The 12296-nt window shown below is 69.2% G+C and carries 14 protein-coding genes; 6 read left to right on the top strand and 8 right to left on the bottom strand.

Annotated elements, in window-relative coordinates:
* The first annotated feature begins 56 nt into the window (after positions 1 to 56).
* Entirely contained in the window at positions 57 to 218 is a 162-nt protein-coding gene (locus Pmi06nite_RS23060; protein WP_169806330.1) for a hypothetical protein, read from the top strand.
* A 91-nt stretch (positions 219 to 309) separates the two neighbouring features.
* Here the strand turns inward: Pmi06nite_RS23060 and Pmi06nite_RS23055 are convergent, their stop codons facing one another.
* The 7 genes from Pmi06nite_RS23055 to Pmi06nite_RS23025 all read right to left on the bottom strand — a co-directional run bounded on the left by Pmi06nite_RS23055 (position 310) and on the right by Pmi06nite_RS23025 (position 7178).
* On the bottom strand, positions 310 to 591 hold the full coding sequence (locus Pmi06nite_RS23055) for a metal-sensitive transcriptional regulator (RefSeq protein WP_203955161.1): 282 nt from the start codon (positions 589 to 591) through the stop codon (positions 310 to 312).
* A 46-nt stretch (positions 592 to 637) separates the two neighbouring features.
* A complete protein-coding gene (locus Pmi06nite_RS23050) occupies positions 638 to 1714 on the bottom strand; it encodes a glycosyltransferase (RefSeq protein ID WP_203955160.1) in 1077 nt (358 codons plus the stop codon).
* A complete protein-coding gene (locus Pmi06nite_RS23045; protein WP_203955159.1) occupies positions 1711 to 2505 on the bottom strand; it encodes a hypothetical protein in 795 nt (264 codons plus the stop codon). Before Pmi06nite_RS23045 ends, Pmi06nite_RS23050 begins: the two co-directional genes overlap by 4 nt.
* Positions 2506 to 2665: 160 nt before the next feature.
* Positions 2666 to 4768, bottom strand: coding sequence for a (Fe-S)-binding protein (locus Pmi06nite_RS23040; RefSeq protein ID WP_239114134.1), 2103 nt, complete (start codon positions 4766 to 4768; stop codon positions 2666 to 2668).
* Between the two features lie 180 nt (positions 4769 to 4948).
* Positions 4949 to 5581 (bottom strand): TetR/AcrR family transcriptional regulator, encoded by a 633-nt coding sequence (locus Pmi06nite_RS23035; protein WP_239114133.1) that lies wholly within the window; start codon positions 5579 to 5581, stop codon positions 4949 to 4951.
* Complete coding sequence (locus Pmi06nite_RS23030) at positions 5578 to 6366, bottom strand: class I SAM-dependent methyltransferase (RefSeq protein ID WP_203955157.1); 789 nt, start codon at positions 6364 to 6366, stop codon at positions 5578 to 5580. Before Pmi06nite_RS23030 ends, Pmi06nite_RS23035 begins: the two co-directional genes overlap by 4 nt.
* Positions 6363 to 7178 (bottom strand): sugar phosphate isomerase/epimerase family protein, encoded by an 816-nt coding sequence (locus Pmi06nite_RS23025; protein ID WP_203955156.1) that lies wholly within the window; start codon positions 7176 to 7178, stop codon positions 6363 to 6365. Before Pmi06nite_RS23025 ends, Pmi06nite_RS23030 begins: the two co-directional genes overlap by 4 nt.
* A 165-nt stretch (positions 7179 to 7343) precedes the next feature.
* Here Pmi06nite_RS23025 and Pmi06nite_RS23020 point away from each other — a divergent pair, with 165 nt between their 5' ends.
* From Pmi06nite_RS23020 to disA, 5 genes are all read left to right on the top strand, one after another.
* Positions 7344 to 8042, top strand: a complete 699-nt coding sequence (locus Pmi06nite_RS23020; RefSeq protein ID WP_203955155.1) for a class I SAM-dependent methyltransferase — start codon at positions 7344 to 7346, stop codon at positions 8040 to 8042.
* Positions 8043 to 8116: 74 nt separating this feature from the next.
* On the top strand, positions 8117 to 8494 hold the full coding sequence (locus Pmi06nite_RS23015) for a MerR family transcriptional regulator (protein WP_203955154.1): 378 nt from the start codon (positions 8117 to 8119) through the stop codon (positions 8492 to 8494).
* Entirely contained in the window at positions 8491 to 8805 is a 315-nt protein-coding gene (trxA, locus tag Pmi06nite_RS23010; protein WP_203955153.1) for a thioredoxin, read from the top strand. Before Pmi06nite_RS23015 ends, trxA begins: the two co-directional genes overlap by 4 nt.
* A 35-nt stretch (positions 8806 to 8840) precedes the next feature.
* The gene (gene radA, locus Pmi06nite_RS23005) at positions 8841 to 10268 is read left to right on the top strand and encodes a DNA repair protein RadA (RefSeq protein ID WP_203955152.1); all 1428 of its coding nucleotides are present in this window, start codon (positions 8841 to 8843) and stop codon (positions 10266 to 10268) included.
* Positions 10269 to 10301: 33 nt separating this feature from the next.
* A complete protein-coding gene (disA, locus tag Pmi06nite_RS23000) occupies positions 10302 to 11441 on the top strand; it encodes a DNA integrity scanning diadenylate cyclase DisA (protein WP_203955151.1) in 1140 nt (379 codons plus the stop codon).
* A gap of 32 nt (positions 11442 to 11473) precedes the next feature.
* On the opposite strand, the gene Pmi06nite_RS22995 is transcribed toward disA, so the two are convergent.
* Positions 11474 to 12187: a hypothetical protein gene (locus tag Pmi06nite_RS22995; RefSeq protein ID WP_203955150.1), complete on the bottom strand. Its 714-nt coding sequence runs from the start codon at positions 12185 to 12187 to the stop codon at positions 11474 to 11476.
* Positions 12188 to 12296 lie beyond the last annotated feature (109 nt).

The following is a 12296-nucleotide window of genomic DNA, read 5'->3' as shown; positions in this document are numbered from 1 at the left end:
AGGAGCCCCGACGTAACCTCATGGTGGGTGTGGGCTGCGGAAGGAAGGACGACGCGGTGGGGCACGATGACCTGGACTCCCGGGTCCACGATCGTGTCGCGTTGGACGAGATCGCGCTGTACGCCGAGGTGCTGGAGGCCGTCAACTTCACCGATGACCGACTGACCTTGGAGGAGCTCGACAACGCGCTCGGATTGCGGACTTCGGCGAGCCGCTGAAGGGATTCTCAGCAGAACCGGTCCGGACTCCCCTCGGGGTCCGGGCTGGTTTGTGTGGACTAGTTCGAATTACCCAACAAGCGCATAACTCTCAAGACCGTACAAGTCGGGCGATAGCCGCCGAAGCTTCCTTCACCTTGGCTTCCGCCTCCGGACCGCCCGTGCTGACGGCGTCGGCGACACAGTGCCCGATGTGGTCCTCCAGCAACCCGAGCGCGACCGCCTGGAGCGCGCGCGTGGCCGCGGAGACCTGGGTGAGGACGTCGATGCAGTACGCGTCCTCCTCGACCATCCGCTGCAATCCGCGGATCTGCCCCTCGATCCGGCGAAGGCGCGCGAGGTATGCCTGCTTGTCGCCGCTGTAGCCGTGCATGTCTCAACGGTACCCGCTACGGGTATCGAACCGGCTTCCCCGGAGGCTAGGTCCGGGAGCGCAGGCCGTACATGAGCTCCTGCCAGCGGCCGGCGATGACGTCGGCGGCACGTTCGGACGCCGATTCGAGCGCTCCCGTCGCGAGCGCGACGCGGCGGCGCTCGTCGTCCACAAGCGCCAGGATCGCCGCGGCGTACGACTCGATCTCCCCTTCGCCCTCCGCGACGAGCACGCTGTCCTTCCCCGGCCGGAGGAACTCCGCCGGTCCGCGCGGCGAGTCGAACGCGACGATGGGAACCCCGCAGCTCAGCGCCTCCATCACCGTCATCCCCAGGGGTTCCTGGCGGGACGGCACCGCGACGATCGACGCCTTGGCGAACTCTCCGGCCAGGTCCGACGTGGCGCCCATGAAGTAGACGTGGTTGTGAAGACCGAGGTCGGCGGCCAGGGTGCGCAGACGCTTGTCCTCGGGGCCGCTGCCGTACAGGCGCAACCTCCAGTCCGGCCGTTTGTCCGCGACGATCGCGAACGCGCGGATGAGCCGGTCGTACGCCTTCTGCTGGACGAGACGGCCGCCCGCGCAGACGATCCTGTTGTCCATGCGCGAGCGCGGCCACGGCCCCGCCGGGAGCGCGTCGGGTATCGCGTGGACGGAGAGTTCGTCGTCGAGCAGCCGGATCCATTCGTCCCGGCCGCTCGCGCTGCTCGCCACGACCGCGTCGAGGCGGGGATAGAACCGCCGGATCGGGCCGGGCACCACGGGGCGGTTCCATTCCCGGGCGATGCGGACGATCTCTCGCGGCGCGTACCTGGCGGACTGCACGCTCAGCCCCGGCCGTGCCGTCACCAGGACATCGGACCGCAGGCTGCGGAGCATCCGCCACAACGCGACCTCGGTCCGCATCTGGCCACGTGGCAGCAGATGGGGCACACCGGGCCGCACGTCCATGAGCCAGCGCATGGCGACGCGGGGGCTGACGGGGAAGAACGGCCTCTCCCTGGTCCGCTTGACGCTCACGACCTCGACCTCGTGGCTGCCGGCCAGTTCGGCCGCGAGGTTGAGGACGGCCCTGACGTCCCCACGCATGCTGTACGCGGAGGGAACCAGGAAGGTGATCCTCACGCACCCACCTCGAGCCGTAACTCGTCGTCGGAGGTGAAGCTCGGCATGATCGGCACGCCGTCCACGAGCGCCCTGGGGTAGTGGACGCGGCGCCGTTTCCCCTCGATGTCGTCGAGTCTGGCACCGAGCGGAAGTTGGCCGTCGACGCCGTCCACTTCGAGCGAGGGCTCCCAGACGCCCTCCGATTCGGGGATGGCGTCCAGCACGTCGCACAACGACAGAGCCGCGTGGAAGCGGACCCCCTGCACCGTGGCGGCGACCGTGACGGTCGCGGCCGGGTCGTTGTGCCGCAACGCGAGCCTGGCCTCATGGTGCCGGTCGTCGTCGTCGAGCCCGGTGTAGGCGAGCAGCCCTGTGACCTCGAACCTGCCCTCGCGGAACCACACCGCGCGGACGTCGGCGACCGGCTCCGCCTCCTCGATCTTGATGGCGAGGAAGCCGTTCCTGGTCCGGTACGCCCGGTAGGCCATCGTCCTGCGGCCCAGCGCGTACGCGTCGAGGCTGTCGAGCGAGAAACCGGGATCGACGCTCTGGATCCGGGTGCGCGTCGCGTCGGATTGGAGATAGGCGTCCCAGCGGCCCGTGGTGAGCGACAGCGGGGCGAGTGAGACGGCGACGCTGGCGTCACCGGGCGGGTCGCCCGGCGTCCCGAGCGCCACCTCCCGTTCCACACCGGTGCCACGATGGCGCAGCACGAGCCGGGTGCCCTCGGCGAGCGGCTCGTCGATCGCAATACGAAGAGAGAGGACGTCGGCCAGTGTTACCTCAGCGCCGGTGACGACCACGCCCACCCTGCAGCCCCCTCCCCGTCGATCGAGCCAACGTTGAGGTTACCGTGATTTTCCCGTTATGTGGAGAAAGGGTTTCATGCCCTTCTCTGCGAACGAGCGTTTCTTCCTTCTTTACACAAAGATTCCACCAATAGTTCACAAATCCTGCAAAGTCGCGCCCTTAGATGCCCTTCACGGATTTGATCAACAACTGGGCCACGTCGACCACTTCGACGGACTCCTTAGCCTGACCCGAGTTCTTCTTCTCATTGATCGCGTCGCCGAGCATGACGAGGCAGAAGGGGCAGGCCGTGGAAACGGTGTCGGGATCGGTGGTCAGCGCCTCTTCGACGCGCTCGGTGTTGATGCGCTTGCCGATCCGCTCCTCCATCCACATGCGGGCGCCACCGGCCCCGCAGCAGAACCCGCGGTCCTTGCAGCGGTGCATCTCCTGCGTCTGCACGCCGGGCACCTTCGCCATGATGTCGCGCGGCTGGGCGTACACCTTGTTGTGACGGCCGAGGAAGCACGGGTCGTGGTAGGTGATCTTCTCCTCGATCGGGGTGATCGGGGTGAGCCTGCCCTCCTCGACCAGATGCGACAGCAACTGCGTGTGGTGCACGACCTCGTAGTCGCCTCCGAGCTGCGGATACTCGTTGGCCAGGGTGTTGAAGCAGTGGGGGCACGTGGCGACGATCTTCTTGACGCCGGCCTCGTTCAGCGTCTCGATGTTCTGCTGGGCGAGCATGTTGAACAGGAACTCCATGCCCAGACGTCGGGCCGGGTCGCCCGTGCACGCCTCCATCGGGCCGAGCACGCCGAACTTCACGCCCGCGATGTGGAGCAACTCGGCCACGGCCTTGGTGGTCTTCTTCGCCCGGTCCTCAAGAGCGCCGGCGCAGCCCACCCAGAAGAGGTACTCGACGTCCTCCGGCATCTTCTCGTCGATGATCGGGACCTCGAAGTCGAGTTCCTCGATCCACTCGGCCCGCTTCATCTCCGGCATGCCCCACGGGTTGCCCTTGTTCTCGAGGTTCTTCAGCATCACGCCGGCCTCGGAGGGGAACGAGGACTCGATCATCACCTGGTAGCGGCGCATGTCGAGGATGTGGTCGATGTGCTCGATGTCCACGGGGCACTGCTCGACGCAGGCGCCGCAGTTGGTGCACGACCACAACACGTCGGGGTGGATGACGCCGTCCTCGCCCACCAGCGGCTTCTCGAGCAGGGCCAGGACGTCCTGGCCCTGGTGGGCACGCTGCTCCTCGCTCATCAGGAGATAAGGCGCGACCTTGAAGGCGTGGTCGCGCTGGTCGAGGATCAGCATCTTGGGCGACAGAGGCTTGTCGGTGTTCCACGCCGGGCACTGCGACTGGCAGCGGCCGCACTCCGTACACGTGTAGAAGTCGAGGAAGCCCTTCCAGGTCGTGTCTTCGATCTTGCCGCGCCCGAACACGTCGACGTCGGGGTCGGCCTCCTCGAAGTCGAGCACCTTGCCGTTGCTGCGCATCTCCTGCGCTCCGCCGAGCCCGTCGGGGCGGCGCGAGAACAGCACGTTCATCGGGGCCGTGAAGATGTGCAGGTGCTTGGAGTTCACCACGATCACGAGGAAGACCAGCATCACGCCGATGTGCAGCAGCAGCCCGACGCTCTCCAGTGCCTCACTCGTCGGGAGGATCTTCGCGACCAGGTCCGAGGCGAAGGCGCCGGACTTGTAGGGGAAGTTGCCCGTGTTGACCGCCGCCCCGCGGAACAGGAACATCGTCCAGATCACGTTGAAGATCATGAAAAGGACCAGCCAGGCGCCGCCGAGGTGCGAGCCGGAGAACCGGGACCCGCGGCCCAGCTTCTTCGGTGACTTCGCGACGCGGATGGCGGCGAACACGATCAGGCCGATGAGCGCCGCGACCGCGATGAAGTCCTGCAGGAAGCCCAGGATCGGCCACGTGCCGATGAGCGGGATGTGGAAGTCGGGCGTACCGGTGACCGCGCCCTGGATCAGCGCGCCGTACGCCTCGAGATAGACGGTGGCGAGGATGAAGAACGCCCACATGACGAAGAAGTGGGCGGTGCCGGAGGGCGTCCACTTCAGCAGCTTCTTCTGCCCGAAGACCTCGACCAGTTGGGCCTTGATCTCCGCGCCCACGTTCTCCCTGGCGTAGCGGACACGCTCAGGGGCGGGCTGGCCGCTGGTGGCGAGCCTGTAGAGGAACAGCACGCGGCGACCGGCCAAGGTGACCGCGATGGCGGTCATGACCAGCCCGATGATCGCTACCCAGAGCACGGGCCCTCCCATATCCAGCGTTGGCTGCCAAGCGTATGATCGCCGCCCGTCCGCGGTGACCAGGCATGTCCACCCGGCCCACCACGAATGGTACCCGTCGGTAACTTATGCCCTTTCACCGCATGACGACCAGTACGCTCCGATACTAGAACAAGGCTCTGGACCGGATCGCGCGAGCCCTCAGCCCTCGAGGTAACGCTGGATCGTGGGCGCGAGGATCTCGACCAGTTCCTCGAGGTCCGCGGACGCGATCGGCTCCAGCTTGAGGATGTACCTCATCATGATCACGCCGAACATCTGGGCGAAGGCGACCTCCAGCCGGATCGGCGGGATGCCCAGCGCCTCCGCCACCCGCCCGAGCACCGCCTGGGTGAGGAACTCACGGATCATGGCGACGGCCTGATCGTTCGCCATCGCCGTACGCAGCAGCGCCACGACGGGCTCACGCGCCTGAGGGTCGGACGTCAGTGTGAGGACGAAGCGCACGAGCCGCTCGCCGATCTCCTCACGCGGCCCGGCCAAGATCGTGGGAAGCGCCACCGCGGGGTCCATCGGCAACTGCATGGCCTCGACGAAGATGCCGTCCTTCGTGTCGAAGTAGTGGTGCACCAGCGCGGGGTCGACGCTCGCCTCACGGGCGATGCCGCGGATCGTCGCCTTGTCGAAGCCCTTCTCCGCGAAGACCCTGCGCGCCGCGGTGAGGATCTCCCCGCGGGTGTCCGCGGCTCCGGGACGGCGTCCGGGCCGGCGCCTCTTCTCCGGCACGTGTTCCTCCGGCGCGCCCGCGCGCCCGCCGGCCGGGCCTCTCGTCACGACCGTCCGCCCGTGTCGCCTCTGCGGCCCACCGCCAGGTAGACCCGCATCGGGACGGTCATCCTGCCGTCGGTGAAGACCTTGGTGAGCTCGGCGCGCTCCCGGGCCATGAGCTCCTCCATCGCCTCCGTGTCGAGGATGGCGACATAGGAGTGCGAGCGCAGGTCGGTCAGGAAGTCGTCGAGGAGCACCCCACGCGTCCAGTGGACCCACGTCTCCTCGATGCGCAGCCCCGCGTCGGCCATCGCCTCCGCGATGGGGGGCATGCTCCACCCGGGCAGCGCAGGGCCGGTGTATCCCTCACACGATTCCGCCAGCCGCACCTGGCAGGCCGCGAGCCAGTCTGCCTTGCCCGCGTCCACGGAGTTCCACCAGCCGGCCACCGCTCCCCGCGGTGTGACCACCCGTACGGCTTCCGCGATCGACAGGACCGGGTCCAGCCAGTGCCAGGCCTGCGCGTAGGTGACCAGGTCGCTCACGCCGTCGCGGAAGGGCAGCGAGTTCCCGTCGGCCAGCAGCGATCCGCACTCCGTGCGCGCTCGAAGACGCGACAGCATGCGGCCCCCGCGGTCCAGCGCGACGACCTGGGCGCCGCGATCCATCAGGCCGCGGGTGGAGATGCCGGTGCCCGCGCCGACGTCCACGATCCGGGCGCCCTCGAGCCGGACGCCGGACAACTCCTCCAGCGCGACGTAGAGCGCTTCCGGATACTCGGGCCGCGCCGCGTCGTAGGCCTCCGCCACCCGGTCGAAGACCTGATGGCTGTCTTCTCGCGCCCTGGTCATGTGGCCGTCGTGGACGCGGCGAAGTTCAGCCTGGCGAAGGCGAGCGCCTCGGTCAGGTCGTCGATCCGCTCGGTGCGGCTGATGGCCTTGCGGGTGTTGATCTCCAGCACGATCAGCCCGCCGTATCCGTTTCCGGCGAGGCGTTCGAGGAGTTGCGCGCAGGGCTGCACGCCCCGGCCGGGCACCAGGTGCTCGTCCTTGTTCGTGGTGCCGACGCCGTCGGCGAGATGCAGGTGGGCGAGCCTGTCGCCGAGCTTGCCCGCCATCTCCATCGCGTCGGAGCCGGACACGGCGGTGTGGGACAGATCGAGCGTCACATGGGGGAAGTCGTAGTCGACCGGGTTCCAGTCCGGCGCGTACGGCACGACCTCGTTGCCCCGCGCCCGGAGGGGGAACATGTTCTCCACCGCGAAGACGACATCGGTCTCCTCGCGCATCCGGGCGAGACCGACCTCGAAGTCTCTGGCGTAGTCGCGCTGCCACCGGAACGGGGGATGGACCACCACGGTCTGGGCGCCGAGCCGTTCGGCCGCGTCCCGCGCCCGCTGCAGTTTGACCCATGGGTCGCGGCCCCACACACGCTGGGTGACCAGCAGACATGGAGCGTGCACGGCGAGAACGGGCATCGAGTAGTGGTCGCTCAGTCGCTGGAGCACCTCGACGTCCTGGCTGACCGGGTCCTGCCCCACCATGATCTCGACGCCGTCGTACCCGAGGCGCGCCGCAAGCTCGAAGGCGTCCGGCGTACGCTCCGGGTACACCGAGGCCGTCGACAGCGCCACCTTCGCGCTGGGCACGCGGATCACACTCATCTACGCCCGCCTCCCCTGGCGGCTCGACGGGCACGTCGCTGTGGCAGCTCCGTCGTGGTCTGTTCGCCGCCTGCGCCCGTTCACGGATCCAGCCTAAGCCGGACCAGCACCGTGTGCCGCTTCGCCACAATGATGACATGCAAGATCACGAACTATCGTGAACCCATGGCACGGATCGCGAACGGGGCCGTACCCAGCCCGAACATCTGGAATTCCCCACAGATCTACGAGGTGGAGAACCAGGCGGTGGACCCCGGCGGGCTCGCCGACGCCGCCATGCGGGAGATCCGGCCCTGGGACGCCGCCACCGTCCTCGACATCGGCTGCGGATCGGGCTTCCATCTGCCCTCCTACGCCGCCACGGCCTCGCGTGTCGTGGGGATCGAACCCCACGCGGGCCTCGCGGCGCGCGCCGCCGCCCGATGCGCGTCCCTGCCCAACGTCTCCGTCCGTACGGCCACCGCCCAGGAGTTGCCCCTTCCCCCCGCTTCGGTCGACGTGGCGGTCGCCCGATGGGCCTACTTCTTCGGTCCCGGCTGTGAGCCCGGCCTGCGCGAGCTGACCCGGGTGGTCCGCCGGGGCGGCGCGGCCTTCGTGATCGACCTGGACGGCTCCCGCGGCGACTTCGGCCGGTGGTTCCGGCAGACGGTCCCCTCGTACTCGCCCGAGGCCGTCGAGGAGTTCTGGTCCCGCCAGGGATGGCGGCGCAGGGAACTCGACCTGACGATGGAGTTCTCGTCCCGGGCCGACCTCGAGGCCGTGCTGGCCATCGAGTTCGCGCCCGCGGTGGCGGCCAGGGCCGCGGAGGAGACCCCCGGCCTGAAGATCTTCTATCCCAACGTTCTCAGGTGGCGCCACTTCTGAGGCATATCCGCGGCCTCCTGAGGCTTGACCCTGACACCGGCGTCAACGCTTACGGTCGTGCCGAAGGAGGGCCGATGCGGATCGGAGAGCTCGCTCGGCGGTCGGGGGTCAGCCCCCGGGCGCTGCGCTACTACGAGCAGAACGGGCTGATCAGGGCCCGGCGCTCCGCGAACGGTTACCGCGAGTACGACGAGGCCGACGTGCGGCTCGTCGCGGAGATCCGTTCGCTGATCGCTGTGGGCTTCACCCTGGAGGACGCCCGCCCCTTCGTCGAGTGCCTGAAATCGGGGCACGAGTCGGGGGGCTCCTGCCCGGAGTCCGTCGCCGTCTACCGGCGCAAGCTGGCCGACATCGACGCCGAGATCCGCGCTCTGCTGGCCCGCAGATCCGAGGTGGCCGCCCAGTTCGCCGAGGCGTGCCCGGGCTGCCTGATCAAACGAGGAGAAGCATGATCACGCTGACAGCGGAGAACTTCGAGGAGCAGGTGCTGCGGAGCGACAAGCCCGTGCTCGTGGACTTCTGGGCCGAATGGTGCCCGTCGTGCCGGATGGTCGCGCCGGTGTTGGAGGAGATCGCCGAGGAGTACGGCGACCGGGTGACCGTCGCCTCGATCAATTTCGACGAGAACCCCGAGATCGCGGCGAAGTACGGCATCCTCGGCCTGCCCACGCTCAACCTCTACCGGGACGGCGAGGTGGTGCAGCAGATCAGGGGAGCCAAGCCCAAGCGCCTGCTCCTCGCCGACCTCGAGCAGCACATCTGACGCGATTGTCGGCGGCGACCGATAGCCTCCGGCACGTGAGCAAGGCAGCGAGGCCGGCGTACCGGTGCGGCGAGTGCGGGTGGACCACCGCCAAGTGGGTGGGCCGCTGCGGCGAGTGTCAGGCGTGGGGCACGGTCGAGGAGGCGGGCGCCCGGCAGGGCGTCCACGTGGTCAAGCCGGGCGCGGTCTCCGCACCCGCGGTCCCCATCGGCCAGGTCGCGGCCGAGACGGCGCACGCCAGGCCGACGGGCGTCGGTGAGCTCGACCGCGTCCTCGGCGGCGGCCTGGTGCCGGGGGCGGTCGTCCTGCTGGCCGGCGAGCCCGGCATCGGCAAGTCGACGCTGCTGCTCGAGGCCGCGGCCCGTACGGCCCGGCACGACACCGTGCTCTATGTGACGGGCGAGGAGTCGGCCTCCCAGGTGCGGATGCGGGCCGACCGGATCGGCGCGATCGAGGACCAGCTCTACCTCGCGGCGGAGACGGACCTGGCCGCCCTCGTCGCCCATGTCGAGAAGGTCCAGCCCCGGCTGCTGATCGTCGACTCGGTTCAGACGATCGGCTCGGCCGACGCCACGGGAGTGCCCGGCGGCGTCACCCAGGTCCGCGAGGTCGCCGGCAACCTCGTGCGGCTGGCCAAGGAGCGCGGCATGTCGACCGTGCTCGTCGGCCACGTGACCAAGGACGGCACGATCGCGGGCCCCCGCGTGCTGGAACACCTCGTCGACGTGGTCCTGCAGTTCGAAGGCGACCGCAACTCGCGGCTGCGCATGGTGCGCGCGGCCAAGAACCGGTTCGGCCCGATCGAGGAGGTCGGCTGCTTCGACCTGCACGAGCGCGGGATCACCGGCATCTCCGACCCGAGCGGGCTGTTCGTCTCGCGGCACCCGGAGCCGGTGCCCGGCACGTGCGTCACGGTCACCATCGAGGGCACCCGGCCGATCCCCGCCGAACTGCAGGCCCTGGTCGGGCCGACGGAGGCGCCGCAGCCGCGTCGCACCTCCTCGGGGCTCGACTCCTACCGGGTCGCGATGGTGCTCGCCGTCATGGAGCGACGACTCAACGCCAAGATCGGCAAGTGTGACGTGTTCACCGCGACGGTCGGGGGAATCCGGCTGACCGACCCGGCGGTCGACCTGGCCCTGATGTTGTCGGTGGTCAGCGCGGCCGGGGACAAGGCCCTGCCCTCCGGCATGATCGTCCTTGGCGAGGTCGGCCTGGCCGGCGAGCTGCGCGCGGTCAGGGACGTGCGGCGACGGCTGGCCGAGGCCTCCCGGCTGGGGTTCACCCGGGCGCTGGTGCCCGCAGGTTCGCTCGAGAACGACACCCCCCGGCTGGAGAGCCCGAAGTCGCGGGGCGGTCTGGTCGCGGTCCGCGAACCCGCGTCCCGCACGACGAGCTTCGCACCCGGCTTCGACGTCACAGAAGTCGAGAACGTGTGGGATGCACTCGCACACGTCCGGTGAAGACGCCGTTACGCCGGTAAACTGGACGGTGTCATGAGCCCTCAGGGGCGTCACCGGGCCGATGGAGCCGCCGAGCACGGGGGTCACGTGCAACACGACAAGGGATTGGACGACCGGAGGAGAACCGTGCTCGCCGCGGTCGCTCCGGGCACCGCCCTGCGTGACGGGCTGGAGCGCATCCTCCGCGGCCACACCGGCGGCCTGATCGTCCTCGGCTACAGCGACACCGTCAAGGAGATCTGCACCGGCGGATTCGAGCTCGACGTCGAGTTCGCCGCGACCCGGCTGCGCGAGCTGGCGAAGATGGACGGCGCGATCGTGCTGGACAGCGCCGACCTGCGCATCGTCCGCGCCGCCGTTCATCTCGTGCCCGATCCCGGCATCCCGACGGACGAGTCGGGCACCCGGCACAGGACCGCTCAACGCGTGGCCAGGCAGACGTCCCTTCCCGTGATCGCCATCAGCAAGTCGATGCGGATCATCGCGCTCTACCTCGACGGCACGCGTTATGTCCTGGAGGAGTCGGCGGCCATCCTCTCCAAGGCCAACCAGGCGCTCGCCACGCTGGAGCGGTACAAGCTGCGGCTCGACGAGGTCGCCGGCACGCTCTCGGCTCTGGAGATCGAGGACCTGGTCACCGTCCGCGACGTGACGGTGGTGTTGCAGCGGCTCGAGATGGTCCGCAGGATCGCCGGGGAGATCGAGGGCTACGTGGTCGAGCTCGGCACCGACGGCCGGCTGCTCACCCTCCAGCTCGACGAACTGGTCGCCGGGGTCGACGCCGATCGCGAGCTGATCGTGCGCGACTACCTGCCGTCCTCACTCGACGAGGGGCCCCGGCGCTTCACCGAGGCGATGCGGGAGCTCGACGACCTGTCCTCCACCGACCTGCTCGATCTGTCGAGGGTCGCCCACGTGCTGGGCCACTCCGGTGCCGACGGCCTGGAGACCGCGGTCAGCCCGCACGGCTTCCGGTTGCTGGCCAAGGTCCCCCGGCTCTCCGACACGATCGTCGACCGGCTGGTCGGCCACTTCGGTGGTCTGCAGAAGCTGCTGGCGGCGAGCACGACCGATCTCCAGGCGGTCGGAGGGGTCGGCGAGACACGGGCCCGCAGCGTCCGCGAAGGACTCTCCCGCCTCGCCGAGTCCTCGATTCTGGAGCGCTACCTCTAGAAGTCGCTCAGCGAAGTCGCCGGCGGAGTCGCTCAGCGGAGATGGAAGACCACCCTCGGGCTTCGGAGGGGGCCCGCGAGAGCCGACGCGACGTAGGTGCCCGGCGCGGCGGACGAACGCCGGCTCGCGCAGTCGCTCCCCGAAAGCCGGCGGTCCCACTGAACCGTCCGAACGTAGGGAACGCCTCGCCGCAGCGTCTGCGTGTCGACGCCTGGGCCGCTGACGCAGTCCGCCGTCGACCAGACCCGGTCCGAGCCCGACGTGACGCGCATCTCCAGCGCCCGCGGCCCGACGTCGACCGTGCACGAGACACGGCTGGTGCTCACGATCGTCAGCATGAAGCTCGGTGTCACGCCTCGGTTGTAGACGTCCTGGCCGGTCTGGAGGGCGACCACGAGGTCCTTGGCGTCACACGGATCACCCGGCCGCTTGGGTCTCGAGCTCGCCGACGCGTGAGCGGACGGCACGGCCGACGCGGAGGGCAGCCTGCCCGGCGCCAGAGCCGCGCTCGAAGGGCCGGGAGACTTCGAACCGAGCGGCGAGGGAAGCGAGACGACCATCCCGTCGCCGGCCCCCGGTGTGGCCTTGACCCCGGTCGGGCTCTCCGGCTTGCCGGACGCGCTCGAACACGCCCAGGCCACGACTGCCACGACGACGAGCATGCCGGTGAGCACCGACACCCGGCGGCGCCAGTAGACGTCCCCGCCCTCGACACCGACATCACCACGGAACGTGTCCGGATCCATACGGACAGTATGGTGAGTCATGGGCCGCCAGGGGAAACGGCTCGCCGCGCCGGTGCCGGACGGAGCCGCTGCACGCGTGGCTTCCGTCCGGACCTGCTCCGGAATGACC

Source organism: Planotetraspora mira (assembly GCF_016863275.1).
Classification (GTDB): domain Bacteria; phylum Actinomycetota; class Actinomycetes; order Streptosporangiales; family Streptosporangiaceae; genus Planotetraspora; species Planotetraspora mira.
This window is presented reverse-complemented; position numbering and strand designations above follow the sequence as displayed.

What these genes read in the sequence shown, in the direction of transcription:
- Pmi06nite_RS22995 (WP_203955150.1), bottom strand. Translation starts at nt 12,187, where the DNA reads ATGGATCCGGACACGTTCCGTGGTGATGTCGGTGTCGAGGGCGGGGAC.
- Pmi06nite_RS23055 (WP_203955161.1), bottom strand. Translation starts at nt 591, where the DNA reads ATGCACGGCTACAGCGGCGACAAGCAGGCATACCTCGCGCGCCTTCGC.
- Pmi06nite_RS23020 (WP_203955155.1), top strand. Translation starts at nt 7,344, where the DNA reads ATGGCACGGATCGCGAACGGGGCCGTACCCAGCCCGAACATCTGGAAT.
- Pmi06nite_RS23025 (WP_203955156.1), bottom strand. Translation starts at nt 7,178, where the DNA reads ATGAGTGTGATCCGCGTGCCCAGCGCGAAGGTGGCGCTGTCGACGGCC.
- disA (WP_203955151.1), top strand. Translation starts at nt 10,302, where the DNA reads ATGAGCCCTCAGGGGCGTCACCGGGCCGATGGAGCCGCCGAGCACGGG.
- trxA (WP_203955153.1), top strand. Translation starts at nt 8,491, where the DNA reads ATGATCACGCTGACAGCGGAGAACTTCGAGGAGCAGGTGCTGCGGAGC.
- Pmi06nite_RS23015 (WP_203955154.1), top strand. Translation starts at nt 8,117, where the DNA reads ATGCGGATCGGAGAGCTCGCTCGGCGGTCGGGGGTCAGCCCCCGGGCG.
- Pmi06nite_RS23030 (WP_203955157.1), bottom strand. Translation starts at nt 6,366, where the DNA reads ATGACCAGGGCGCGAGAAGACAGCCATCAGGTCTTCGACCGGGTGGCG.